At 45.7% G+C, this 25,059-nt stretch carries 23 protein-coding genes and 1 pseudogene; 13 read left to right on the plus strand and 11 right to left on the minus strand.

From position 1 onward, the window contains the following. A pseudogene (locus RIC07_RS06845) lies at positions 1-185 on the plus strand (IS200/IS605 family accessory protein TnpB-related protein); the annotation flags it as partial. Between the two features lie 170 nt (positions 186-355). Here the strand turns inward: RIC07_RS06845 and RIC07_RS06850 are convergent. Then, positions 356-1,867, minus strand: a complete 1,512-nt coding sequence (locus RIC07_RS06850; RefSeq protein ID WP_446393871.1) for an NB-ARC domain-containing protein — start codon at positions 1,865-1,867, stop codon at positions 356-358. Positions 1,868-2,051: 184 nt separating this feature from the next. After that, positions 2,052-2,279, minus strand: coding sequence for a hypothetical protein (locus RIC07_RS06855; RefSeq protein ID WP_446393872.1), 228 nt, complete (start codon positions 2,277-2,279; stop codon positions 2,052-2,054). A 229-nt stretch (positions 2,280-2,508) separates the two neighbouring features. Here RIC07_RS06855 and RIC07_RS06860 point away from each other — a divergent pair, with 229 nt between their 5' ends. Then, positions 2,509-3,072: a Uma2 family endonuclease gene (locus RIC07_RS06860; RefSeq protein WP_446393873.1), complete on the plus strand. Its 564-nt coding sequence runs from the start codon at positions 2,509-2,511 to the stop codon at positions 3,070-3,072. 55 nt (positions 3,073-3,127) lie between these two features. Here the strand turns inward: RIC07_RS06860 and RIC07_RS06865 are convergent, their stop codons facing one another. Both RIC07_RS06865 and RIC07_RS06870 read right to left on the minus strand, forming a co-directional pair. Further along, a complete protein-coding gene (locus tag RIC07_RS06865) occupies positions 3,128-3,340 on the minus strand; it encodes a hypothetical protein (protein WP_446393874.1) in 213 nt (70 codons plus the stop codon). After that, complete coding sequence (locus RIC07_RS06870; protein ID WP_446393875.1) at positions 3,337-3,648, minus strand: hypothetical protein; 312 nt, start codon at positions 3,646-3,648, stop codon at positions 3,337-3,339. Before RIC07_RS06870 ends, RIC07_RS06865 begins: the two co-directional genes overlap by 4 nt. A gap of 237 nt (positions 3,649-3,885) precedes the next feature. Between RIC07_RS06870 and RIC07_RS06875 the strand changes: the two genes are divergently transcribed. Then, positions 3,886-4,137, plus strand: a complete 252-nt coding sequence (locus RIC07_RS06875; protein ID WP_446393876.1) for a helix-turn-helix transcriptional regulator — start codon at positions 3,886-3,888, stop codon at positions 4,135-4,137. Between the two features lie 28 nt (positions 4,138-4,165). Here RIC07_RS06875 and RIC07_RS06880 read toward each other — a convergent pair whose 3' ends face one another. Next, positions 4,166-5,302 (minus strand): pentapeptide repeat-containing protein, encoded by a 1,137-nt coding sequence (locus RIC07_RS06880; protein ID WP_446393877.1) that lies wholly within the window; start codon positions 5,300-5,302, stop codon positions 4,166-4,168. Positions 5,303-5,405: 103 nt separating this feature from the next. Between RIC07_RS06880 and RIC07_RS06885 the strand changes: the two genes are divergently transcribed. Then, entirely contained in the window at positions 5,406-5,567 is a 162-nt protein-coding gene (locus RIC07_RS06885; protein WP_446393878.1) for a hypothetical protein, read from the plus strand. Between the two features lie 240 nt (positions 5,568-5,807). On the opposite strand, the gene RIC07_RS06890 is transcribed toward RIC07_RS06885, so the two are convergent. Next, positions 5,808-6,668 carry an Rpn family recombination-promoting nuclease/putative transposase gene (locus RIC07_RS06890; RefSeq protein WP_446393879.1) on the minus strand — a complete coding sequence of 287 codons (861 nt, stop codon included), beginning with the start codon at positions 6,666-6,668 and terminating at the stop codon, positions 5,808-5,810. A 1,289-nt stretch (positions 6,669-7,957) separates the two neighbouring features. Here RIC07_RS06890 and RIC07_RS06895 point away from each other — a divergent pair. Beyond that, the gene (locus RIC07_RS06895; RefSeq protein ID WP_446393880.1) at positions 7,958-10,822 is read left to right on the plus strand and encodes a VIT domain-containing protein; all 2,865 of its coding nucleotides are present in this window, start codon (positions 7,958-7,960) and stop codon (positions 10,820-10,822) included. A gap of 51 nt (positions 10,823-10,873) precedes the next feature. On the opposite strand, the gene RIC07_RS06900 is transcribed toward RIC07_RS06895, so the two are convergent. Continuing rightward, positions 10,874-12,691 carry an ABC transporter ATP-binding protein gene (locus tag RIC07_RS06900; protein ID WP_446393893.1) on the minus strand — a complete coding sequence of 606 codons (1,818 nt, stop codon included), beginning with the start codon at positions 12,689-12,691 and terminating at the stop codon, positions 10,874-10,876. 309 nt (positions 12,692-13,000) lie between these two features. Here RIC07_RS06900 and RIC07_RS06905 point away from each other — a divergent pair, with 309 nt between their 5' ends. From RIC07_RS06905 to RIC07_RS06915, 3 genes are all read left to right on the plus strand, one after another. Then, entirely contained in the window at positions 13,001-13,780 is a 780-nt protein-coding gene (locus RIC07_RS06905) for a Uma2 family endonuclease (RefSeq protein WP_446393881.1), read from the plus strand. A 93-nt stretch (positions 13,781-13,873) separates the two neighbouring features. Beyond that, on the plus strand, positions 13,874-14,644 hold the full coding sequence (locus tag RIC07_RS06910) for a DUF3386 family protein (protein WP_446393882.1): 771 nt from the start codon (positions 13,874-13,876) through the stop codon (positions 14,642-14,644). A 10-nt stretch (positions 14,645-14,654) separates the two neighbouring features. Further along, positions 14,655-15,401, plus strand: coding sequence for a class I SAM-dependent methyltransferase (locus RIC07_RS06915; protein ID WP_446393883.1), 747 nt, complete (start codon positions 14,655-14,657; stop codon positions 15,399-15,401). 35 nt (positions 15,402-15,436) lie between these two features. On the opposite strand, the gene RIC07_RS06920 is transcribed toward RIC07_RS06915, so the two are convergent. Further along, on the minus strand, positions 15,437-15,973 hold the full coding sequence (locus RIC07_RS06920) for a dual specificity protein phosphatase family protein (RefSeq protein WP_446393884.1): 537 nt from the start codon (positions 15,971-15,973) through the stop codon (positions 15,437-15,439). Between the two features lie 41 nt (positions 15,974-16,014). On the opposite strand from RIC07_RS06920, the gene RIC07_RS06925 reads away from it, so the two are divergent. From RIC07_RS06925 to RIC07_RS06940, 4 genes are all read left to right on the plus strand, one after another. Next, entirely contained in the window at positions 16,015-16,602 is a 588-nt protein-coding gene (locus tag RIC07_RS06925; protein WP_446393885.1) for an HD domain-containing protein, read from the plus strand. Further along, positions 16,577-17,545, plus strand: a complete 969-nt coding sequence (locus RIC07_RS06930) for a pentapeptide repeat-containing protein (RefSeq protein ID WP_446393886.1) — start codon at positions 16,577-16,579, stop codon at positions 17,543-17,545. Before RIC07_RS06925 ends, RIC07_RS06930 begins: the two co-directional genes overlap by 26 nt. 178 nt (positions 17,546-17,723) lie before the next feature. Beyond that, positions 17,724-18,344 (plus strand): DUF5678 domain-containing protein, encoded by a 621-nt coding sequence (locus RIC07_RS06935; protein ID WP_446393887.1) that lies wholly within the window; start codon positions 17,724-17,726, stop codon positions 18,342-18,344. Between the two features lie 130 nt (positions 18,345-18,474). After that, positions 18,475-18,801 (plus strand): DUF433 domain-containing protein, encoded by a 327-nt coding sequence (locus RIC07_RS06940; RefSeq protein WP_446393888.1) that lies wholly within the window; start codon positions 18,475-18,477, stop codon positions 18,799-18,801. A gap of 24 nt (positions 18,802-18,825) precedes the next feature. Here RIC07_RS06940 and RIC07_RS06945 read toward each other — a convergent pair whose 3' ends face one another. The 3 genes from RIC07_RS06945 to sbcC form a co-directional block, all read right to left on the minus strand. Continuing rightward, on the minus strand, positions 18,826-19,254 hold the full coding sequence (locus RIC07_RS06945) for an HNH endonuclease (protein ID WP_446393889.1): 429 nt from the start codon (positions 19,252-19,254) through the stop codon (positions 18,826-18,828). Positions 19,255-19,260: 6 nt separating this feature from the next. Continuing rightward, complete coding sequence (locus tag RIC07_RS06950; RefSeq protein ID WP_446393890.1) at positions 19,261-19,662, minus strand: hypothetical protein; 402 nt, start codon at positions 19,660-19,662, stop codon at positions 19,261-19,263. Between the two features lie 77 nt (positions 19,663-19,739). After that, complete coding sequence (gene sbcC, locus RIC07_RS06955) at positions 19,740-22,760, minus strand: exonuclease subunit SbcC (RefSeq protein ID WP_446393891.1); 3,021 nt, start codon at positions 22,758-22,760, stop codon at positions 19,740-19,742. Positions 22,761-23,196: 436 nt separating this feature from the next. Here sbcC and RIC07_RS06960 point away from each other — a divergent pair. Next, positions 23,197-25,059, plus strand: a 1,863-nt coding sequence (locus tag RIC07_RS06960; protein ID WP_446393892.1) for a two-partner secretion domain-containing protein, incomplete at its 3' end; no start/stop codon positions are given.

Below are 25,059 nucleotides of genomic sequence, written 5' to 3' on the forward strand. Positions count from 1 at the left end.
AAAAACCTGTTTTTTCAGGAAAAAGAATTAAACGAGGTTTATATCGTACAAATCAGGGGGTTCTTGTTCAATCTGATGTCATAGGTTCCTACAATATTTTACGAAAAGCATTCCCAAATGCGTTTAACCGCTATGGGATAGAGAGGTGTGTAGTTCACCCAAGGAGAATTAATCTCTCAAAGTAAAAGCGAAGGGAATTTCTGCAATGAAATGAAGTCTGTCTATATTTGACTATACTTTTACCAACTATAAAACGCTGGAAGTTTAACCTTTGGTTGTACTAAATGTTGCCTACATGTCTTACTTTGATTGAATGTAGGAGGATGTCACCTTAAGTGTAAGTTGGGCAAAACCTTCAGAACTCCTGAAGAAGTGCCGTGAGATTGCATCGGGCATAGCCCACAACTTGAGGAGAGCGATCCTGTAGCCGGAAGAGAATTTGCAGCAGGGTTTGAGATAGAGACGTGCCATACGTTGCCCACAATTGTTCCCGGAGTTGAAAGATAAGACGATCGCCTGCAATATCATCAGTACCGGGGCGCATTAGCCAGTGGGTTCTCAAGACATGCAGATGGCTGATATCCTCGCTTTGGATAACCTGATTAATTTCCCTGACGGCTTGTTCTATTAATCGATCCGTTACCACTTTCATCACCATAGGTTGTAGGGTAAACGAGGGTGTATCAGCACTGAATCGTTTTTCTAGGAGCGATCGCGTCTCCAACGCCGCAATCCCCGTTAAAACGGCACTCGGATCAGAAGCATAGAGCAAATGGCTTTGTAATCGGCATAATGCGATCGGTTCTTGCCAAATGGCTAACCAATAGGCAATGGATCGCTCAGATTCAGACAATCTATCGAATTGCTGGGTGAGTAATGCTTCCAGGCGATCGCCGATAACGATAGTATTCTGGAGGCGAAATGCGTTTACATTCCCGGCAAAAATCGACTGAATCAGCGGTATTATGGTTTTCAATGCCAATGGATTACCCCGGTACAGTTGACACAGAGCCGATAATCCCTGTTCTTGACCCGTGAATCCGCCAGTTTGCAGTAATGCCATTGCCTCAGCCTGTTCTAAGCCTTGCAACCTTAAACAGCGAACCCCTTTCGAGTTAGCCGCGATCGCATTAAATCCGGGGAGTTGTTCGCGACTGGTGATCAGAATACAACTCTGATGGCGTTTACGGCTTAAGGTTTGCCACAATTTACTGTAGTTCTCAATATTGTCTTTCTGGTGCAACACCGAATCAAACCCATCAAGTACCAGTAGACAGCGACGCTGTTGGAGATGATACCTCAGTTGTCTTATTCCTGAGTGAATATCTTGAATAACCGTTGGTTCAAAGGTATTCAGGATACTGTCGAGTAGCGTTAGCAGGGAGGGTTGGTAAGTTAGCGATCGCCATAAGAGACAATCAAAGTCCGACTGGATGCGATCGCATAGAGCAACGGTGAGGGCGGTTTTGCCAATTCCACCCATGCCCACGATTGCCACCAGTTTACAATTATCTTTAGTAATCCACTCCTCTAACTGATTTAACGGTTGAGTTCGCCCATAGAAATGATCCAGATCCGGCGCTTCATCCCAATCAATCAGAGGAGACTGGAGTGCTGGTACATTAGGGTTTAGGCTTTCTGGGAGTTGTGCGATCGCCTGCCAATCGCTGATACCCACAGCTTGACAGATAGAAATAAAAGCATCCTGTTGAATCCGTTCCCCGCGCCAAAAGCGGCGTAGAGTCGCTCTAGAGGTATGAGCATCTTCCCACCAACAGGCGGTGCTAGTTTTCGTCCAGCCCCGACGTTTCCTGGCTCGGTCTACTATAGTTAATCCTTCTGTGGATGCGGAGAGCGAGTTTGTCATAGTCGCATGATCGATGAGGATAGTATCTGCCAAGAACTCAAGTTCTTGGCTTATAGCTAAAGTCCATTAAAATGGACTAAAATCCCTATACTGTCTATTAATCCTGGAATTTAATTATGGGTAGATTCGGTAAAAAATGCAGGTTTACTGGTGTTTTATATCCCCCTATTGTCTAAATCAATATCTACCACTCATTGAGATAAACTTGTTCACAGTCCTGTTCTATTGCTTGGCGCATTAACTTAACATCATCGGGTGGGATTGAACCTGCAAAACGTAGTAATTGTCGCCCGGAGACACCTTGAATTGTTGAACTGGCTAAAGCGCGTGCAAATTCCAGCACTCGCCACTGCAAGTCTTGAGGCATAATTTTTAGTTGTTCAATAAGCTTATCCAAAAGAGGCGTATCCATCTTGTTTGTCTGCCCACAATTCTCAACTTATTCTAGTTTAGCTAGGGGATTCTAGAACGTCGATGCAGTAATAGCAGCTAGTAGTGGGCTAGTATCCTGGCATGTTTATCAATTGTAGGGGCGGGTTTAGGGACTAAAATGTGCTTACCCACCGATAACTGTTCAACAAAACCCGCCCTTAATCGTTATGGACTTGATACAATAGCAGTCTGCGTGTAAAGGTAACTTAATGGTACAAACACCGACTAAAATTCTGACATTAGAAGAGTTTCTCGAACAGCCAGAAACTGAACCTACGAGTGAGTATATCGACGGGCAAATTATCCAAAAGCCAATGCCTCAAGGAGAACACAGCGCCATTCAAACTGAGTTAGCCCCCGCCATTAACGCCGCCCTCAGATCAAAGCGGATTGCCCGGGCGTTTTCTGAACTTCGGTGTACATTTTGCGGACGCTCAATTGTGCCTGATATTGCTGTATTTACTTGGGATAGGATTCCCCGACAGGAGAATGGTAGGGTAGCAAATGTTTTTGCGATCGCGCCTGACTGGACGATTGAAATTCTCTCGCCTGACCAAAGCCAGACAAAAGTTACTAAGAATATTCTGCACTACTTGAAGTACGATAGCAAGATGGGATGGCTTATTGATCCAGAGGAACAGTCAGTGTTTGTTTATCGTTCAGATCGACCAACGGATGTTTTTGATCAACCAGAAGCACGTTTACCCGTTCCAGAATTTGCTAAAGATTTTACTCTGACTCTGGCAGAGTTGTTCGATTGGCTACTGGAGTAATAGGTTAGGAAGCGGTGTAATTTCTGGGCGGGTTAGAGGCGGTGAAAAAAAGTAGTCATTGGGGTGTCTCTGGATTGTTTTCTGAATCGGTTTCTTTTGGCGTCACGTCGAACATTATCTCGAAGGAAAGGGTAGGAATCAGGCGGCGGAGAACTTGCAGGTGTCCCTCGGCGTCACTTCGGCTGCGAAAGCGTCCGACGATGCGGGTGTGCATATTGGGTAGGGGGTTGATAATGCACCAAGGGAAAAGCTGTTGTTTGTAGCTCATGAGACTTTATTGGCAGTGAGGGTGGATTGTTTGGCTAATGTGCGTTTAATGATGTTGAGGAGGGTTTGGTGCTGGGGTTCGTTGGTTTGGGGATGAAGTACCCAGGCACTGATGGGGGCGGGTTGGTAGGTTAGGAGGTAGCAGTCCTCGGTGTTTCTGCCAGTTCCTCTGTGATTGAGGGGGGTAATTGTCCAAGCGGCTTGTTTAGGGCGCTTGCGGGTGATGTAGCCCTGTTTTTTGAGGGCGGTTTTTAGGACAGCAATGTCTGTGGCGACGCGATGAGCTTCGGTCACTTTGGATTTTTTCATGGATATTTGTTTAAGATGAGACACGGAAAAGGAAAGACCAGTCAGCCACGCTGTATCCAGACGGGGCTGTTTAAGTCGGCTGGTCTTTTATGCTGTGCTGAAATTGGAAGGGCAACTAACGAGCTGTAAAGCAGCTTTTCAGTTGCTTGACCGTTGTCATCGTTCCTAATATGTCATCGTGTCATGTTCAAGTGACTCTTGTCAAGGTGTCATGTTGACGTGGCAGTAAACAACCCCATGACCAAAAAACAGCCATCAGAAGGTGAGTCACCGTTAAAGACACTGAGAGAAAAGCTAAATTTGACGCAAGAGGAACTGTCGAGACGGTGTAGTATTCCTCTGCGGACATACGTGCGTTGGGAAACTGGTGAGGCAACGCCTAGACCAACCATTCCACAAGTTAAAGCGTTATGTAGAGAGCTAGGGATCTCAATTGAGGATTTGCCGGATGAATTTGGCCCGATGCGATCGCAATCCGAAAGCGATTAGGTTAAGTAAGGGATAAGTATGGCTTTGACTAATTCGGATTACTTCCACTTCTATGCTTTTTGAGATAGTCTGGCAGTCTAGCTCGACCTCGCGCTGAGTCAATCTGCTGTTGTGTTAAGTGGTGGGCATTCCTGAAATCTGCCAAATTGATAAACGCTCCTTCCAGGTTTGCGTCCCTGAGTGTTGCTCCTGAAAAGTTAGCTCTCATGAGATCTGCCCCTTGAAACTGGGCATCAAAAAGGCGTGTACTTTGCATATTAGTTAATCTAAGGAATGACTTTCGTAAGTCTGCGGAACTAAGGTGTGCGCCTTCCAGATTAGCTGCCAGAAGGTCTGTCTGTTGTATGTTGGTTTTATTTAGGAATGCCCCTTTGAGATCGGCTTCTGTGAGGATTGCTCCTTGGAGGTTAGCCTCAATGATATTTGCCTGTTGCAGGTTAGCTTTTCCAAGGTCTGCCCCTTGCAATTGGGCTTTAGTCATGTATGCTCCTTGCAAGTTGGCTTGATATAAATTTGTTCCTTGTAGTTTAGCCTCTCTGAGGTCTGCACCTGCAATATCGGAATTACTTAAATCAAGTTTCTGGTTTTCCGGGTCTTTCTCTATGTCACGCCGTCCGATGACAGTAAGCGCTTCTTGAATATCATCAGGAATACCTTCCTCTCTTTGTCTCCGAGGAGCATTCCTAACAAAAGTAGCTAAGAGTTCCATGATTTTCCAGTGATATCTTGGGGAGTCCTTAGCAATTTCCTCTAAAGCCTGAATTCCCACTATAGCGCTAAATCCTCTACGGTCAAGCTGTTCAGTTGCTGTAAAAATGCGCTCCTCAATTATATCTGTATTGCTCTGTTGTGTTTCTCTATGTGGTTTGGTAATTATCTCTTCACTTTCAGGTAAATCAGGAGGAGCAGATATTGTTTCTTCTGCTTCCGGCTTACCGTATTGAGCAACGTATTTCAGTAACTCTCGCTCAGTTATCCCTAAACCCTTGGCAATTTTGCAACGATTCTTTTGCCTTGGTTCTGCAATCTCACCATTAACCAGCTTACTCACATAATCAGTTGTTAATACTGCTTGTTTTGCAAACTGGCGCTGGCTCAGTTTTTTTTCATCGAGCAACTGTTTTACAGCCAATCCGAATAACATATTTTTTCTAGGCTTGTACATCTAAAATTCAACCGTTGAATTTCAACCCGTGGAACATTTTCAACCTTCCGATTCAAAGGAAATCACCTTTAGGATTGAGCTGTAATAAATTCGAGGAAATACAATGACAACTCAAACTACAGCCCAACCTATCACCGAAGTCCCCACGCAACCGCTCTCGCCTCCGTCTTTTCAGGGTGACAGCACCTTTTGGACAATTATGGCGATCGCTATCCTCGTTAAAGTAATTGTAGGCAATCCACCTGCAAACAAGCCACGCCAGTAATCTTCATCAAGCTATAAGTAGGGTGGGCATTGCCCACCTTCTCCCTTGAAGACTTGCTAATGTGGGTTAATTCACTCGAAATAAAATGCGGGTGAAGGGGCGTCGCATTCTCATTAGCTGGGGAATTAACTCCCACTGCAAGTAGCAAAAGTCCTCTTGCATAGAACTCGGTAAAATTTCCAGTCCACTTCAGTGGACTTAAGCTATTAGCCCGGAGTTTAAACTCCGGGCAGAATTTTATCAAGCCACTGGAGGATGCTCATCCTGCCTATCCAACCAACTCACCAACTCCTCCACTCCAGAAAAATCCAACAATGCCTCTGCCAATGCCTCCACTTGCTCCAGCGATAGCGCTTCAACCTTTGCTTGGAGTTCTCGACTCATTACCCCAACTCGACGATTGAGCTGACGGAGAACCAGCGCTACTCCCTCTCGTTGCCTTCCTTCCTCCAGCGCTTCCTGATAGACTCGCGTCTGCTTCAACTCACTCAATCCAAACATTGCTGCAATCTCCTGCCGACTCAATTGCGGAAATTTATAAACCACAATAGTTTCAATTAACTCTATTATCGCTTCTTGCGACAAGCTCACTGACTCTGTTTGCTGTACCCGTGCGAGCAACTGCTTCGCTTGTGCCACTGCCTGTTCTTCAGGTTCAACAATGAGCCGCACCAATCCAACCTCTACCGATAACTCCTGTATGTCCCCCAATTCATCAAGATAAATGCGTTGTACCTGAGGGCTATTGAGTAGAACCCGATAAGGTTGGGTGTCAGTCGGCTCTTGACTTCGCGTTGGATAAAGGGCAACGGCTCGCCAATCGACAATCTGAGGATTTTGGTTCAAAAACAGAAATACTTCTGCAAATAAGCGACGGTAGAGTTGCTCGTCTTTTTGAAATTGAACTTCGACAAAGTAAGCAATGGGATTGGGAACATCCTGAGGGGGTAAGAAAACGCCATCAATGCGGAAGGCAGTTTGCTTAAGTTCTACTGAGCGAAAGACATAACCTTGGGCTTGAGCTGGAGACTGTCCAATCAGCTCAAAAAAGATAGTCGGCGCACTTTGAAACAGTCGATAGAATAGGGAATCAGTTTTCACTGCTACAGGCACATATCAACAGAACCAAGATGCTAACTGGGCGTTTAATTTCAATTCTATACGGCAAATCGCCGTATGCAAACTTCGCTACTGTTATGCTTCCCTTGACTCGATGTCATTTCGGCTCAATTTGTCAAGTCCTGATAATTTAAACGATTCTTTCCCCCAGAACGGTTTAAATTTTCCAATCAGAGTCTCGTCTCAACAAAACGTCATAATTGCTCGTTTTTTACCTCTTTTTGGGAAAAAGCTACGATTTTTCAGGGGTTACGGCGATTGTGAGAAGAGTGTGCGCTTTTCAGGTATACTCTCTATGGTGGGTTTTTTGTGGGCAAAACTAATTCAGGCACAGCTAAACCCCTTGAATCTTCGTAAAAACTTTGTATAATTCAGGATTCTTGTCTCACGCCCAATGTACCCTTGGACGCATGTATTTTGTTAAAGTTACAATAAGAATCATGACTAAGTATTGACAAAAACACGCCAGGACACAGAAGGGATGACGCCGACAGAAGCCTGAATAGTGGGGGACACAGATTGACACAGAGAACTCAATAATTTCCCCAAGAATCGAATCATCTTTTCATCCTTTGCATAGAGAATTAACGTCTCCATGTATTTCTAACTTTTCACGGGAAGTCTACAAACTATTGTAGAGACGCGCCATGGCGCGTCTGGGCGGGTTTAGTCACATCCTGGTAAAACCGAAAAGATAGTAGTGAAACCCGCCCCTACACAATCTACAAGTCTCCCAATCTCTCACTCAAAACTTACCTCCCTTTGTTGCGCCACATACCCGGAAAACTAAGCCATGTATTTGGATTCCTGGTCGTCCGTGTATGAGAATAATAATCAAAATTAAACGGGGAAGGTAAGCGTTGCTCACTCTCTATATGTAGTTTCGGATTGAGTCTAAACTCCAGCAAGAGGAGGCGATTGAAATCGCTGCTACACAAACAAAGTCCGCCTGCGCGGACTAGATTATAAAGGGGGTGGCTAACCCGGATTTGGTATCAGATCCATCGGGTAGAGATACGATACCACAACCTCTACTGAGTCAATTACTGAGTCAAAGGGTGAGTCAAAGACTGAACACTTTCCTATCAAAACCGCCCTTAGGCTGAGGATAGACAGACAACAGTGTTAAACAGTCTTGAATTGAAACCCAAGACACCCAAGCTCAACTCAGAATCGAGTTTACTAGATAAGAATTTAATGGACTTAAGCTTTTAGCCAAGAACTTGAATTCTTAGCGGGTGTCGGGGCTTACCGAAAAAAGGAGAACCATCATGCTAAATCCATCCACCCATTTGTTGATTATTGAAGACGACAAGGGACGCCGAGAATATACCTTGGAAGAATCAGTCTACTCCCTAGGTAGAGATCCACAATGCGATATCCGCATCCACTCAATGTTTATATCTCGCCATCATGCCACATTAATTCGACAAATTAGAGACGATGGTAGTTATATTTACAAACTTGTTGATGGTAATGTCCAAGGGAAGCAAAGTGCGAATGGACTATTAGTTAATGGCAAAAAATGTCAAGTCCATGATCTTGAAGATGAAGATGAGATTGTTTTTGGTCCCAATGTGACTGTGAGATACTACCTGCTTAAGAAATCAGGTCAATGGAAAATGAAATATAAGACCAAAAAGGCTAAATCGACCGTTCCATCCCCATCACCAAACTTAGGTGGTTTATACGTTCAATCGGAAAAAGGAAACCCGTTAGTCTTTCCCCTGAAGCATACCGACGTACAAGCCAAGGTGACGGGAAATATCTCGCGGGTAGAGGTAACACAAACCTTTGAGAATCCTTTTTCCACTCCCCTAGAAGCCACCTACATCTTCCCCTTACCGGATGAAGCCGCTGTTGATGATATGGAGATTCGCATCGGCGATCGCACAATTAAAGGTAACATTAAAAAACGCCAAGAAGCGGTAGCCATTTACGAACAAGCCAAAAAGCAAGGACGCACCGCCGGATTGCTAGAACAGGAACGGGCTAACATTTTTACTCAATCCCTGGCTAATATCCAACCCGGTGAGCAAATTGATGTGATGATTCGCTACACCGATAGCCTAAAATTTACAGGTGGAAATTACGAGTTTGTCTTTCCCATGGTTGTTGGATCTCGTTATATTCCTGGAACCACGATTGATGAGAATACCACAGGTGGGGGTTCAGCACCTGCACCGATGACACTGAATAAAGACACCGATTTAGTGCCAGATGCGTCCCGCTTAAATGCGCCAATTATACCCCCTGGAACTCGTTCTGGACATGATATTAATGTGACTGTAGATATTGAGGCGGGGGTTGAGATTAAAGAGGTGCATTCTCCCTCACATCAGATTCAAATTGATCGCCAAGACCAGCGGATGCGAGTCACGCTATCTCAACGAGACACAATGCCCAATAAAGACCTAATTGTACGCTATCAAGTCGCAGGCGATCGCACGCAAACTACAGTCCTCTCTCAAACCGACGATCACGGCGGACATTTTGCGGTTTATTTGATTCCAGCGATTGAATATAACCCCAATCAATTCGTCCCCAAAGACGTGGTATTTCTGATTGATACATCAGGTTCTCAAAGGGGTGAACCTTTAACCAAATGTCAAGAATTAATGCGCCGCTTTATCCAGGGACTTAATCCCCACGATACGTTTACCATTATCGATTTCTCAGATACTACTCGCCAACTTTCATCCGTTCCCTTGGCAAATACGGTGCCAAATCGCAACAGCGCCATGAACTATATTAATCAATTAAACGCCAGTGGCGGAACTCAACTGATGCGGGGAATTCAGGCGGTGCTAAACTTCCCAGAGGTTGATCCGGGACGATTGCGGAGTATTGTACTGTTAACTGACGGTTATATTGGCAACGAAAACAAAATTCTGGCAGAAGTCCAACGCCATTTAAAATTAGGGAATCGCCTACACAGTTTTGGTGCAGGAAGTTCGGTTAATCGTTTTCTCCTGAATCGAATTGCTGAAATTGGACGGGGAATTTCCCGGATTGTCCGCTACGATGAGCCGACTGAAGAACTCGCTGAACAGTTCTTTGGACAAATTAATAATCCAGTGCTGACGAATATTCACCTGTACTGGCAAGGCGAGGGTGAACCTCCCATTATTTATCCGGCGACTCCACCTGATTTATTTGCTGAACAGCCGTTAGTTCTCTTTGGATGCAAAAAAGACGCTCGACCTGGACGGCTAGAAGTAACAGGAACGATTGCCGGAGGACAGCAGTACCAGCAGACTTTTGAACTTAACTTTGAAGAGACGGGAAATCCTGCGATTGCCCAACTGTGGGGTCGTAACCGGATTAAAGACTTGATGAATCAAATGGTCAAGGGAGAGACGAAAGTTGGCGTAGAGACTGTTACCGATACGGCTTTAACTTATCAACTTTTGTGCCAATATACCGCCTTTATTGCCGTCAGCGATGAAGTGCGCGTTAATCCCAATGATCGTTCTGTCTCCGTACAAGTCCCTGTGGAAATGCCGGAAGGGATTAGCTATCAGGGAATTTTTGGAGATGTAGAAGTAGAAGCGACCTATGAGTTTGAGGTGATTCCTTCAGAACCGCTGGATGAGTTTGATATCACCCTGATCAGTCCCAATATGATGGGGGAAGATGATGCTGAGTACACTCTTATTCCTGAGTCAGCACCAGCGCCATCGAAAACTCCAGACATTGAAGCTGATGTCACCAAAGCTGAGTCAAAAGATAATCGCCTACAAATTATCAGCGCAACAGGACTAAATAAAAAAGCGATCGCTGATTTGACTCAACATCTACAATCGATCCCGTTATCCCCAGGTGTCAAGGGAAATCTCGTCTTCGAGTTCTACATTAGCCAAGGTCGTGTGCGACAGCTAATTCTTGACCAGGAAGCCTCGTCTGTAAACGATCAAGACGTAACAGAGGCGATTCGGCGATCACTTCTAACTTGGCGTCCCCCTTACTGGGATGTCGATTACGTTCGCCTATTGGTGCGGATTCAACCCAGCGATCACTTCAAACTAGGTGTCCCCCTCAAGCAGTTGTTGATCAAGTTAGCGTACTGGGGCGGATTCGGCTCGGCGATCGCTTCGATCGCTTCTAACTTGCTACCTCCCTCAAGCGGTTGTTAATCAAGTTCGCCTAGTGATAAGGATTAAACCGTGAATCGCTCTTATTCATAGCTAAGTGAACTGTTGAGCATAGAATCGCGCATAACGCCCTCCTCGCTCTAATAATTCTGCATGGGTTCCTGACTCGATAATCTGTCCCTGTTCCATGACTAAAATTCGGTCAGCGCGGCGCACGGTGGTGAGGCGATGCGCGATGATAAAGACGGTGCGCTCTTTCATAATCCGGTCTAAGGCTTCTTGGACTAAGGCTTCCGATTCTGAATCCAAGGCAGAGGTGGCTTCATCTAAGATAAGAATACTGGGATTCAGGAGAACCGCCCGCGCGATCGCCAGTCGTTGTCGTTGTCCCCCAGATAGGTTAATCCCCCGTTCTCCCACCCAGGTGTGATACCCTTGGGAGAATTGGATAATAAATTGGTGAGCATTGGCGATTTTTGCGGCATCTTGAACAGCGTCTAGGTCAAAGTCCTTTTGACCAAAGGCAATATTTTGAGCAATTGTGCCGGAAAATAGGGTAGTTTCCTGGGGAACAATGCCAATTTGTCGCCGCAGGCTTTTTAGAGTAACGTCTCGGATATTAATCCCATCAATCAGGATTTCTCCGGCTTGCGGATCATAGAAACGGGGGAGTAAATTAACTAAGGTAGTTTTGCCCGCACCCGATGCGCCAACGAGTGCGATCGCATCTCCTGGCTGGGCAAGAAAACTTAAGTCTTTCAGCACCCAGGGCGTTTTACCTGTAGAGACGTGCCATGGCGCGTCTTGATCTTTGGCGATTGATGATAACGTTTCCTCAAACCCCGCCCTTTCTAAGTTCTCTTGGGCTTGAGTGTAGGCAAAGCTAATCTGACGATATTCTACTTTACCCGTAACCGGGGGGAGAGTCATCGCCCCCTCTTTTTCGATCACCGTTGGCACAATTGCAAACAGTTCAAAGATGCGATCAACCGATGCCTCACCCTGCTTAAACTCGTTATAGTTGCTGGTAACGATCGCGATCGGATCAATAAGCATGGCAACCGCCGCACCGTAGCTGACAAATTCACTCCCAGTTAAGTTACCTTGGGCAATTTGCCATCCCCCCAGTAAAAATACCAATAACAGACACATCGCCTCCAGAAACCCCACCACCGGAAACTGAATCGCCTTTAACCGTTCCGCCGCATACTTAGCTTTCCGATTGTGTTCTGCCTCTTGACTAAATCGCTCTAATGTGTAATCCTCAGCCGCAAACGCTTGGATTAACCGAATCCCACTAAACACTTCAATCAGCAACGCCGATAAATCCGACACCCGATTTTGACTCCGCCGGGAAAATTGGCGCATCCGTTCGCCAAACCAGCCAATTAATAGACCCATCAGCGGGGCAATGAGTACAATACCTAGGGTAAGTTGCCAGTTGAGGTAAACCACATAAGCGAAAACCGCAATCAACTGTAAGACGCTAGGGAGAAACTGGTGAAAGAACTTGTTTACCACCTCGCCAATGCGGTCAATATCCTCAGTGAGTCGATAGGATAAGTCCCCGGTTCTAGTGGTTTCAAAGTAGTCCAGACTCAGGGTTTGCAGGTGGGCGTAGACATTTTTCCGCAAATCCAGCGTAATCGACAAAGCCGCCTTTGCCATTAGGGTGTCTTGCCCATACTGTGCCAGCTTCTGACCCAAGAAAATTAAAGCAGCAATTCCAGCAACTTGTGCGATCGCGCCCACATTTCCTTGTCCCACATAAGCCGCAATCCGCCCCGCTAGCCAAGCCAGGAGGGGCCACACGGCGACAAATGCCACAGTACAAGCTAAGGCTTGCCCAATGGTAACTCTTTGAGGGCGAAGATAAGGCAACAGTTGCCAGTAATGAGAACGGGTTTTCAATGTATAATCACCCAAATGCAATTTTCCTCTGTCTCACGCTATCAGCTTTCATCGTTTCTACCAAGACTTTCCTGTCACCGAAGAAGTTTCTAAGTAGGTGGACACAATAAAAGCTAACGGTGGAGTCGTCATTCGTCCTTTGTCATACTCGCTCCCGAAAAGAAGCAAGCTACGTCCTTTGTAAGGGTTTGAGGACTATTTACAAAACTTAGTACAGTACCGTTTTCTCTTGTCCGACTACTTACTTACCTATTACCAGAAACGCGATAACATAAGAAGACAGACTATTAAAGATGGAGGAGTTGGATTATGTCAACAGAGACAACTCAAACTCAGAGTTCCCCAACACCTCCCGTGGTGGACTGGGAACCCCAAATGCCACCAACTGATTTAATTTTTGATGATGGAGAACCCTTGGAAAGTAACCGCCACCGCATTGCCATGAATCTGTTGATTCAGTTAGTCCACCAAGCCTTGGCACAGCGCGAGGATTACTTTGTGGGTGGCAATATGTTCATTTATTATAGTCGCACCCAGGCACGAAATCGGGACTTCCGAGGACCTGATTTTTTTGTGGTATTGAATGTGGATGGAAACCGTTCTCGCCAAGGTTGGGTAGTCTGGGATGAAGAAGGGCGTTACCCGGATGTGATTATTGAACTGATGTCGGCGTCTACAGCCAATGCGGATATTGGCGCAAAAAAGGATATTTACGAAGGAACGTTTAGAACACCGGATTATTTCGTGTTTGATCCGTTTAACCCCGACTCTTTACAGGGATGGCGGTTGGATGCAAATTTCCGTTATCAACCGTTGGTTCCGAATGAGTCAGGATGGTTATGGTGCGAAACCTTAGGGTTATGGTTAGGAATTTGGCAAGGAATAATAAGCCGAGAAACAGCACCGTGGTTACGATTTTATGACTCAGAGGGGAATTTAGTTTTATTACCTGAAGAAGCTGAACATCAACGGGCTGAATCTGAACGCCAACGGGCTGAATCTGAACACCAACGCGCCGAAACTGAACGCCAACGCGCAGAACGTTTAGCCGCACGATTGCGGGAGTTAGGAGAAGACCCAGATAATTAAGGAATATGGGGGAGAAAAGTATTGTTCCCATGCGTCTGGACATCCCCTTGTAAAATAGAAATTTATCTTCAATGTCGATAGCCGATTAAAATCATGACACAGCCATTACAGCATCGCATCATCTCTTGGAGTTTAAGTTTAATTATCGCGAGTATTAGCTGCGTCTTTGGACTACCTGCCAGTGTAAATGCTCAGTCTATCTCAAACACTCATCCAACTCAAATTGCTACAGTATCAGCCAGCGAAGCTTTTCGCAATGCATACAATCAGCGCTATACCTGGGATGAAAATTTTCCGGGTTATTCTGCAGAGGTTTCGATTACGCACGAAGGAGATATTGACCAGGGAATCGTTCGCGTTAAACCGGATTTAAGTGTGGACGTTATTAATGTTGAACCCGATAATTTGCGTGAGTTGGTTGCCAATACGGTTAAGATGGAAATCATTCACCGCCGCCGATTACCCTTTGAACAGTTGCATGGAAACAATGACTTTGAGTTAAAGGGAAAAGACGAGTATGGCGCGTTAAAAATTAATGAGGTGGGTGATAATTCCTACTATAAGGTTAAAGGGGATGTAATCACTCAAGTAAATCGCAGCTTTGGAGATGTAGCCGTAACCGTTGACACCCTAGGTACGACGAAAACGCCAGAGGGATATTTAGTCAGTCACTTTAAAACCACGTTTCGCGATGCCAAAACCGATGAAGTTCTGGAAAAAGAAGATGTGCGAGATTTTCATGAAAAGGTGGGAAATTACTATTTGTTAACCAACCGGACGATTCGATATGCAAAGGAGGAAAATCCTGAGAAAAAAACGGTGGCAGATACGAGAATTCGCTTTAATGATATTCAGCCGTTGTAACTAGAAAAAAATGATTGAGTGGGATCGAGTCGCCGAGTTGTATGATATCTATGTCCATAGTGATATTGATATTTCCTTCTTTATTCGAGAAACCCGTAACGTTTCCGGTCAAGTCCTCGAATTGATGGCGGGAACGGGGCGCGTCTCGATTCCTTTACTAGAAGCTGGTGTTTCCCTGGTTTGTGTGGATGCTTCGGCGCAAATGCTAGCTATTCTGCAAAAGAAGTTGGCACAAAATGGGTTATCGGCTAGAATTCAGCAGGCTGATGTGCGAGAGTTAAACCTGCAAGACTGTTTTGAATTAGCGATTATTCCGTTCAATTCATTTTCGGAACTGTTGTCCAAGAAAGACCAAAGGAGTACACTCCAATCAATTCACAACCATTTGCGTGAAGGTGGGCGACTTATCTGTACTTTACATAATCCCCATGTTCGGTTAAAATTGGTCGATGGTTCTCTGCGTCTAGAGGGGAAGTACAGTCTGGAAAAACAACAACTCTTGTTTTGGGGACTGGAAAAACAGCAACCAAATCACTGTATTGTTGAACGAACTCAGTTCTACGAAATCTATGATCAACATGGGTTTTTGCAATCTAAGCGCCTCCTAGATATGCAGTTTTGCCTGATCCAAAAGCAGGACTTTGAGGAAATGGCGCAGGAAACGGGTTACAAAATAGTGGCTGTGTATGGTGATTATTCTTATTCAGAATTCAATAGTGATACCAGTCCTTCTATGATTTTTATTTTGGAGAAATGACAAAAAAAGGCAAAGGGTAGAAGGAAAAAGTTCCATCAAATTTCGCCATTATACTCAAAATACCAGTCTTCATGCATTTGGGCGACTTGTGCCAATTTGCCATTTCGACCTAACGCTTCATCGGCTAATTGGGCAATCCAAATATTCGGTACGGCTTGAGGTCTATTTTCCAGAACTAGGGATAAGGCTTCCTCCTCTTGACCCGCCCCTAAGAGGATGGCATAAATGGTTAGCGCGATCGCGGCTGATCGGCTGATCCCAGCTTGGCAATGGATGAGAACATCTCCGCCTTCCTGGGAAATTATCGGTACGAAGTCAATCACTTGACGAATATGCTCAGATGTGGCTAAAACATAGTCGGGTTCATCTTCATTTAAAGCCACAATATCATCAAACTCTAACCGCAGTCGGTGAGGAACTTGGGTGTAACCTGCGGGAGGGGTACTACCGGGTTCACCAATCGAGATGATATGCGCGATCGCGTCTCCTGTCTCGGACGAGAGAAGTTGGCTGGCTTCGGAATAGGAAGCAATCCATATCTTCGGTAGATTGTTTGCTAGAAATTCAGTCACAATTGTTACTACTTTAATTTAGATTTTGTCCTAATTTTTCCATGAAACTCTCCCAACGGTTTACCGACGCCTTAACTTTTGCTACCGAACTGCACGCCAACCAAACCCGCAAAGGGCATGGCGTTCCCTACATCGCCCACCTGTTAGCCGTTTCTAGTATTGCCTTAGAATATGGGGCAAATGAAGAGGAAGCGATCGCGGCGCTTCTCCATGATGCCATTGAAGACCAAGGCGGTGCAGCAACCCGTGAGGAAATTCGCCGCCGCTTTGGGGATACAATTACTGAGATTGTGGATGGGTGTACCGACGCGGACACCACACCTAAACCTCCTTGGCGTCAGCGCAAAGCAGCTTATATTGCCCATATTCCCACCGCCTCGGCTTCGGTGCGTTTAGTCTCCGCCGCCGATAAGCTGCATAATGCTTGGTCAATTCTTAAAGATTATCGCATTTTAGGGGATAATTTATGGCAACGCTTTCATGGGGGTAAAGAGGGTACACTTTGGTATTACCGTTCCTTAATTGAAGCCTTTCGCACCCAGGGTTCTATGCCGATTGTTGACGAATTGGATCGGGTGGTGAGTGAATTAGAATTATTAGCAGGTGTCGCGGATCAACAGTCTGAGTGATAAAGTCAAGCAAAATGTAGGGGCGCAAGGCTTGCGCCCTAACATTGATTCGGTGCGATCGCTAAAAAAGTCTCCCGATGCCGTGTCAGTAGCGCAAAATAGAGGTATGTCGAAATCGCAACACTGCGATCGCATAAAACCCGTAGCCCCATTCATCCCTAATCGTGCTATGAAACCAATCCTGCTAACCACGGCTGCTATTTTCACCGCCATCACCCTGAATACCAGTGCCTTCGCCGAAAATCTGCAAAATATCCAAAAGGTATTATCCACCAAAACCTGTCCCGGATGTGATCTCACCGATGCAGGTTTAGTCATGGCAGAATTAGTCGGGGCAAACTTGAGTGGGGCAGATTTGAGTCGCGCTAATCTGAGTCGGGCAAATTTGACGGGGGCGGATCTCACTGGCGCAAATCTTAGTGGCGCGTCTCTCAATGGTGCGAACTTAACGGGTGCGAATCTTAGTGGCGCTATTTTAGTGGGAACGGATCTCAGAAATGCGTATCTGGTTAATGCACAACTGTTTGGTACAGATCTCAGTAACGCTTATATTCAAGGAACCATTGGTCTTCCTCAGTATGCCGGAACCCCGGAAGATTTCTATGCTTGGGGTGTGATTGAAGCCGAACGGGGAAACTATCAAGCGGCTATTGAACATTATAATCAAGCCCTGAATCTAAAAGCAGATTTTGCTCCCGCCTATTTAGCCCGGGGAATTGCCCGATTTCGCTTAAGTAATCACGGTGGTGCAATCCAAGATGCTGAAGTGGCTAGTCAGCTTTTTACGACTCAAGAAAACCTGGTGGGTTTCCAAGCCTCCCAGAATCTGATCGCTATGGTGGAAATTGCCCAAAATCCTCCCGAAGTTCGCTCTCGCCCATCTTTTGGAAATGCTCTTGTGGGGATTGGTTCACTGCTTTTGCGGTTTTTGTCACCGCTTTGATTGATGAGGGTTTTATCTGCTGAGTGTCGGAATTTTGTTTTTTTAACGCAGAGTAACGCAGAGGTTTACGCAGAGGGCGCAGAGGGGTTTGGAGGATTTGGATGGGGGTTTATCGAGTGCGGAAACAAGGGGTAATGGTGTCGTTTTCGATAGTTGAAAGGGTTTCCTTTTATAAGCTATGAATAAAATGCCATCTAAGACTGAAAGTGAGCAAATGTTGAAGTGGCTGAATAAAAATCGGCACACTTTGTTGGATTTATATCGCAATCAATATGTGGCTTACAATGACTGTCGTGTCATTGCTCATAGTGAGAATTTGCGAGACGTTTTGGAGTTGGCGACAGCATCAGGTGAGACGTTTGCTATTTATTTAGTGCCACGCAGCAGGGCTTCTATCCAGATTTTACCGATTCACTTTCGCACAGTGGCTCGCCATGACTGGTTACCGAATTATCATGTCAGGCTCAAGCATAAGGATTTAGAGATTTCTACCACAATGCTAGTAGACTCTGGGGCAGAAATTAGTTTAATTTCTTTAAAGGTGGGTCAAGATTTAGGCTACAGCTTAGCGGATGCTGAATCAACGTTATTAGCGGAGACGATTGGGGGAACAGTTGAGTATGTTCTGCGTAATGTGGAAATGACAATTGATGGACATAGTTTTATCGCTCCTGTCGCTTGGTTACAAAGCATTACAGGTGCAGAACAATTGCTTCTAGGGCGGGAAGTTATCTTTGATCGGTTTAATATTGAGTTCAGACAAGCCGATGAGCAAATTCGGTTTACTTGGCGTGAATAGTTGTCGTAATGGACAATGATAATATAGCCGTTCTAAAACCGATTGGGTATACCCGAATGTAGGGGCGCAATGCTTGCACTATTTCCAATTTACTGCTCTCTGTTTTATTCAAACTTCATAATTTATAATAATGAACATCAAAGAATTAGAACCACAACTGCTTGCTCTAAAGCCGACTGAAAAAGCTCAAGTCATTCATCTCCTAGCCCAAAGTTTCAATAATAATTGGAAGGAAATTGAAAAAACGTCTGGTGTTTGTGGGGGAACAGCCTGCATTGCCAATACTCGCATTCCGGTTTGGGTGTTAGCCAATGCTCGCCGTTTAGGGATTAGTGAAGCTCAACTTCTACAAGACTATCCTACGTTATCGGCTGCTGATTTAGTAAATGCCTGGATTTATGCTGAAGTCTATGCTGATGAGATTGAACTCGCTATTCGACATAACGAAGAAGATTGATTAATGGCACGTCTTTATCAAGTTTCAATCAGCAGGAGGATGCCAACCACTGATTGCCCAGCGCCAACGCGCAGACACAATGATTGGGTTGTTCATTCGCAACGCAGTAATGGTGGCGCGACCTGTAGCCGTTAGCCCTTCTACTCTGGTGCTGTCCAAACTCCAGGTAAAGTGGTCAGTCCACTTCTGAGTGCGTGGGTTGAAAAGTGGCAAAGTTTCTCCAGTTAGCGGATCTTCGGTTTCTGTGCTGTCAGACTTAAATTCATTGCAGGTACGACAGGCAAGGCAGAGATTTTCAAAGGTCGTCGCTCCGCCTTTTGAGCGGGGCGAGATATGATCGTAGGTCATGGGAATGCCGCTATTGGCTTCACTGGTCAAACAGTAGCAGCAACGGTGGCGATCGCACGCTTCAATTTGAGCCTTTAGTCTTGTAGGAATATAGTAGGTAGACACAAGAGATTAGGGCAAAGGTACATGGTGTCCGCGCCAGCGCAGTAGTGCAGCTGCCTGTGCTTTCCGCAGCATGAAGCAGTCTGCCTCGGTTCGCAGTACTGTTAGTTCCGTTCGTTCGGCATCCGTCAGTGTACCCTCTTGATTGCGATCGAGTAGGATATTGTACCGCTCCATATCGGCTACAGTCTTTCGACTCTGAGCAATTTTCCATAATGCCTCATCTTCCATTCTGTCCAAGGCAGCTAGGTCAACCTGAAACTCATCAGGTACATTATCCCAATCAGGGGGACCGCCCACTTTTAGTGCGTGGAGCATGATTTCCTCTAGAGGGCGGTTGGTCGCGTGGGCAGTATTGACCAGCCTTTGGTAGAGTGGCTCTGGGATTTGCAGGGTAACGATTTGGGTCATAGGATTCAAGTTGCCTCTCACTCGAATTCTACACTGATAGCTATTTCCTTGCCTTGCTGGATGACAAAATTAGATAGCTACATTAACAAACTTAATTGAGATCCTTGCTCGGTTTTTTGGACTTCAATTCGCGTCTGAAAGGCTTCCTTAAATTGGGGCATGTGGGTTACGGTTAAGATACAAGCAAAGTCGGACGCGATCGCGTTAATCGCCGCAATCAACCGTTCGCACCCCTCAGCGTCTTGTGTCCCAAAGCCTTCATCGACAATTAGCATTTGCAACGAGGTTCCCGCCCGTTGCGCTAAGAGTCGGGCTAGGGCGAGGCGAATGGCAAAGTTAATCCGGAAGGCTTCACCGCCAGAATAGGTTTCGTAAGGGCGGGTTCCGCTAGCGTCGGCGATTAAAATATCGAGGGTGTCGATGAGTTTACTTTTGCGCTTTGATGCCCGTTTCCCGGCTTTTTGGGTGACAATTTGGACGTGTAACTGATTTCCAGTGAGTCGGGATAGAATTTGATTGGTTTCTGCCTCTAATTGGGGTAATATGTTCTCAATCATCAGCGTTTGAATGCCGTTTTTGCCAAAGGCTTTGGCTAATTCCTGATGCACTCGATATTGCCGTTTTAGGGTTTTAACCTGTTCCTCTTGCTCTTGATATTGAGTTTTCAGGGTATCCAGTTGAGTTAAGCGCTGTTGTAAACGCCCAACTTGAGATAAATGTTCGTCTAATTGTCGGCGTCGCTGGAGGATGCGCTGTTCTAGTATTTGCACCTCACGGCTGGTGTCGGGATATTGTTCTAATTGCTTGACAATCTCTGCAAGTTGTGTATTGAGAGTTTCGCGATCGCCTTGTCGTTGGGCGAGGGTTTGAGTCAGGCTGTCTAATCGTTGACAGAGTTGGGGATAGTGTTCCTGGGCTTTGGTTAATTCTTGATGGCGTAGTTGCCAAGATTGGGCGTGTCGCAGGGCGGTGCGGAGTTGGTTGTGTGTGTCTAAGTTGTAGCCAATTTCGGTAATTTGTGACTCGATCGCGTCAAGTTGCTGTTTGAGGGGAGAGGTGGTTTGTAACTCCTCTAGGGATTGGTTTTGCTGATCGAGTTGGGCTTGCAGTTGGGGTTTTTGTTCCTGAATTTTCTCTAGGCGTCGCTGGGCGTCTTCGAGTTTGGCTTGGCGAATTTCCGCCCATCGCCACCGATCAACTTCTCCCCGTGCGAGGGCGTGGGTTTGTTCGTCATAATTTAATTGTTGCAGTTGGTGATCTAGGGTTTGCAGTTGGGTTTGGATGTCTAGGGCGTAGGTTCCTTCACTTAGCGATCGCTCGAGTTGTTTCTTTTCTTCGGAGATGTCGTAGAGGCGATCATACACTTCATCGGTGGCTTCGAGTCGGGCTTCGAGTTGTCCCCGTTGTTCGAGTAATTGTTCAAACGGTGCCAATTCTTGGGAGAGTTGGGCGTATTCTTGACGTAAGACTTGCAGTTCCCGTTCACAAACTGCTAGTTGTTCTCGCACTACCCAAAATTGATCTTGAATTTCCTGTTGTTCTGTGGTAGTTTTCTGGATAACGTGGTGCGAATGGGTTTCATCTAAGGGGCGATCGCACAGGGGACATACGGCGTCCTGAACCTGTAACATTTGGATTTTCTGGGTGAGTTCGGCGATTTGCTTTTCATAACGGCGCTGGCTTTCTTGCAGTCGTTCCTGAAAGCTGCGGCGTTCGAGTCCTTTTTCTTGGACACGCTGTTGATAGACTTTCTTTTTTTCTAAGGTACTGATTTCGGCGACAACTTGCAGAACGGTTTGGCGCAGTTGGGGAGTGGTGGCGATTTGGTGCGAGAGTTGATGTTCTGAGGCGTTGAGTTCGTCTAAACGGGCGCTGAGGCGGGCGTGGTGGCGATCCAGTTCGCTTTGCAAGGCGGCGCGGCGTTGTAGGATGGGGGAGACATCGAGTTGGAGTTGATCCAGGTGATTGAGGCGGGTACGGGCGGCTTTGAGTTTTTCCACGGCTTCGGCTACATCTCCCGAACGGGTAAGCATCTGTTGAATTTCTTGTTCTTGGGGGCGCAGGGCGTCGAGTTGGGCTTGGGTTTGGCGAATTTGTAGATTCAATTCCTGAATCTGTTGGTTGAGTTGCTGTTGGTGTTGCTGTTTTTGGCGGTGGGCGTTTTGATCGGCGTGGAATTTTTGGCTGAGACTTTCTTCTCGCTGTTGCAGGGTGAGATAATCAGCATAACCAGCAGTAATTTGATCCTGTTGGTCGAGAATCGTGGCAAGTTGATGCTTTTGGCTTTCGGTGGTGGTGATATCCTGGTGTAGGCGATCGCACTCTTGGGTGAGATTTTGGTATTGCTGGCGGACAAAGGTGAGTTGTTGTTCCCAGGTGTGGCGTTGGTGTTTTAGAGATTGCAGGTGGTGCAGTTGGCTTTGGTCGGTGTCTTGGTCTTGGCGCAGTTGAGATAAAGTGGTTTGAGTGGCGTCTTGTTGGTGTGCGATCGCCTCTCGTTCTTCGAGTTGCTGTTCAATGGCTTGTAAACTGGATTCGAGTTGTTCGGCTTGACCTTTAAATTGGCGAGATAAGTCCTTGGCTTGATCGGCTAAGGTTTCATATTGATCCAGTTTCAATAAGTCGGCTAGGATTTGTTTACGTTCCGAGGGACGCCGTAGCATAAATTCATCCGCCCGCCCCTGACGCAAGTAAGCGGAGTTAATAAAGGTATCGTAATCCAGCTTAATATGATGCAGAATGAGCTGTTGAGTTGCCCGTAATCCTTTTTCAGTTAAAGAACGAAATCCATCTGGGGTTTCAATTTGAAATTCCAGAGAACTGCTTTGTCCGCGTTGCTTGCTGCGAATCACCCGATGGGTTTGTTGGTTATTATGGAAGATGAAATCTACCCGTACATTTTTCGCCCCGGAATGGATTAAATCATCTTCCGACGCGGCACGGCATTGTCCCCAAATCGCCCAGGTAATCGCTTCCAAGAGAGAGGATTTGCCAGCGCCATTAGCGCCACAGATACAAGCCGTATGCAGTCCGCGAAAGTCCAGGGTCGTTTCGCGATAACTTAAGAAATTTTTCAGGGTCAGTTTCAGGGGAATCATGCAGGCTGGAATGCCATTGAGACTAGGGATTCAAGAAAATTGTCAGTACATACGCACGCTCTCCATAGTTTATCGACGTAAGGATGCGGATTCCAGCCTTTGTCTCGACAAATTCACAATATTTAATATAATGGAGGTTTAGGATAGGTCGATAATATCAATCAAGTATAGGTTTTCCTACCTGGCTCAAAGTGTAGCCTTAGTCACAACTCAATCATTAAGCTTGTGGAAAGAAAAATTTTTTCGACAAGAAAGAGGCGAGTATAGGGTAAAATATATACAACACACAATAGCCAGAGTCAAGATCATCAGCAGATCAGCCTAAACACTCCTACTAGCTACCTACCGCAACGGTTTGGGTGATCCACTACACCAGGAAACATGAGAACACCAGCAGTTAGGAGACTCAGCATTTACTGTTTTTCAAGTGAGCCAGATGAAACCAGCCGCACGCCGAATAAGCCAATCACTGGTAGCCCTCTATAGTCTAACAGGGCTTCTAGGCTTTGCTAAAGTTGTCCAAGCACAGGTTACTCCAGATAATACAGGGGGTAGCGGAACGACGGTTAACCAAGAGGGCAATAAATTCCAAATAGAAGATGGCGTTGAAGCTGGCGATAATCTGATTCACAGCTTTGATCAGTTTAGTCTTGGCTCAGATCAAAGTGCTATTTTTAATATCGATGCTAATATTCAAAACATTCTGAGTCGGGTTACAGGTGGCAATCTGTCTCAAATCAACGGACTCATTGAAGTTCTGGGAGGAACGGGTAGTACCAATCTGTTTTTAATGAATCCGGCAGGTATTGTGTTTGGTCAAGGTGCAAGTCTGGATGTGCCAGGCTCCTTTACCGCCACAACCGCCACGTCAATTGGTTTAGGTAATGACCAGTGGTTTAACGCAACAGGTCCTATTGACGCAAGTAAGCTTGCCGGAAATCCTAACAATTCCTTTGCCTTTAATACGTCTGAACCCGGAGGTATCGTTAGCTCTGCTAACCTAACAGTTGATAGTGGGAACTTAACCTTAATTGGTGGCACTGTTGTCAGTGAAGGCACGCTCTCAGCACCACAAGGTCAAGTGAATATCGCCACAGTACCCGGTGATACGGTAGTGCGCCTCAGCCAACCGGGAATGGTGCTAAATTTAGAGTTTGAACCTGTAGACTCAGTAAGTGGTAATCCAGGAAATTGGGATGGTAATATAGCTTCTTTGCCTCAACTGCTTACAGGAGGCGGGATTGATCATGCAACTCAAGCGATCGCGGACGCGGATGGTCAGCAGGTAATCTTATCAGGCTCAGGGATTACTGTAAATAATGGCGATGTTGTAGCAACGGGAAAGATCACCGGGCAAGATGGAATTGGTATCAGTGCTAATAACATTACCACAGGAGAACTCGATACCAGTTCTAATCGGCAAACAGCGCCTGGTTCTATATCCTTATTGGCTATAGACGACATAAAAACGGGTGATATTAGAACCAGCGATAGCAGCGGAGGAGATAGAAGCGCAGGTTTGGTACAGATATCTACTTTACAAGGCAATATTGATCTAAAAAATCTTTTTGGTGAAGATCAAGGTCAAGGAAATAGTGCGACTTTTACGTTAGAGGCTCCTCAAGGCGAAATTACTATTCGTGGAGATATAAGAATACTGAATCGTGGACCTGGTGATCAAGGTCAGGTAAACTGGGTTGCACAAAACTTCACGCAGGATTCCGGCAAGATTACTGAACCCTCCAATGTAGTAAGTAGGCAGAATAATCCTTCTATCTCTAATCCTTTAAATAGTATTAGTTTTCCCCCTTTCACTGAATTTAATAGTGATTTCGATAACTCAGATAACTCATCGGATGGCGAAAACTCGAACACGGGTAATGATGACTCATCGGATGGCGAAAACTCGAACACGGGTGATGATGACTCATCGGATAGCGACAACTCGAACACGGCTAATGATGACTCATCGGATGGCGAAAACTCGAACACAGAAGATAGCAGCGATTCTAACAGCGACATAGCCAATCAAGATGGCGATGGCGTTGATATGGGTGATATTGGAAATGATCTGAATAATAATGATGTAACTAATAGTGAGGATGAGGAATTTACTGATCCTGTTGATGTTGATGATATTGATGACTCAATTTTAGATACTGAGGATTCTTCTGGAAACACAGATACTTCAGATAGCGGAGATAGCCAAACAGCGGATTCTTCTGGAAACACAGATACTTCAGATAGCGGAGATAGCCAAACAGCGGATTCTTCTGGAAACACAGATACTTCAGATAGC

Source organism: Coleofasciculus sp. E1-EBD-02 (assembly GCF_040218245.1).
Taxonomy (GTDB): domain Bacteria; phylum Cyanobacteriota; class Cyanobacteriia; order Cyanobacteriales; family Coleofasciculaceae; genus Coleofasciculus.

Bases quoted from the DNA above. Each gene is read 5' to 3' on its own strand.
- RIC07_RS06850 (WP_446393871.1), bottom strand. From the start codon at position 1,867: ATGACAAACTCGCTCTCCGCATCCACAGAAGGATTAACTATAGTAGAC.
- RIC07_RS06855 (WP_446393872.1), bottom strand. From the start codon at position 2,279: ATGGATACGCCTCTTTTGGATAAGCTTATTGAACAACTAAAAATTATG.
- RIC07_RS06860 (WP_446393873.1), top strand. From the start codon at position 2,509: ATGGTACAAACACCGACTAAAATTCTGACATTAGAAGAGTTTCTCGAA.
- RIC07_RS06865 (WP_446393874.1), bottom strand. From the start codon at position 3,340: ATGAGCTACAAACAACAGCTTTTCCCTTGGTGCATTATCAACCCCCTA.
- RIC07_RS06870 (WP_446393875.1), bottom strand. From the start codon at position 3,648: ATGAAAAAATCCAAAGTGACCGAAGCTCATCGCGTCGCCACAGACATT.
- RIC07_RS06875 (WP_446393876.1), top strand. From the start codon at position 3,886: ATGACCAAAAAACAGCCATCAGAAGGTGAGTCACCGTTAAAGACACTG.
- RIC07_RS06880 (WP_446393877.1), bottom strand. From the start codon at position 5,302: ATGTACAAGCCTAGAAAAAATATGTTATTCGGATTGGCTGTAAAACAG.
- RIC07_RS06885 (WP_446393878.1), top strand. From the start codon at position 5,406: ATGACAACTCAAACTACAGCCCAACCTATCACCGAAGTCCCCACGCAA.
- RIC07_RS06895 (WP_446393880.1), top strand. From the start codon at position 7,958: ATGCTAAATCCATCCACCCATTTGTTGATTATTGAAGACGACAAGGGA.
- RIC07_RS06905 (WP_446393881.1), top strand. From the start codon at position 13,001: ATGTCAACAGAGACAACTCAAACTCAGAGTTCCCCAACACCTCCCGTG.
- RIC07_RS06910 (WP_446393882.1), top strand. From the start codon at position 13,874: ATGACACAGCCATTACAGCATCGCATCATCTCTTGGAGTTTAAGTTTA.
- RIC07_RS06915 (WP_446393883.1), top strand. From the start codon at position 14,655: ATGATTGAGTGGGATCGAGTCGCCGAGTTGTATGATATCTATGTCCAT.
- RIC07_RS06925 (WP_446393885.1), top strand. From the start codon at position 16,015: ATGAAACTCTCCCAACGGTTTACCGACGCCTTAACTTTTGCTACCGAA.
- RIC07_RS06935 (WP_446393887.1), top strand. From the start codon at position 17,724: ATGAATAAAATGCCATCTAAGACTGAAAGTGAGCAAATGTTGAAGTGG.
- RIC07_RS06940 (WP_446393888.1), top strand. From the start codon at position 18,475: ATGAACATCAAAGAATTAGAACCACAACTGCTTGCTCTAAAGCCGACT.
- RIC07_RS06950 (WP_446393890.1), bottom strand. From the start codon at position 19,662: ATGACCCAAATCGTTACCCTGCAAATCCCAGAGCCACTCTACCAAAGG.
- sbcC (WP_446393891.1), bottom strand. From the start codon at position 22,760: ATGATTCCCCTGAAACTGACCCTGAAAAATTTCTTAAGTTATCGCGAA.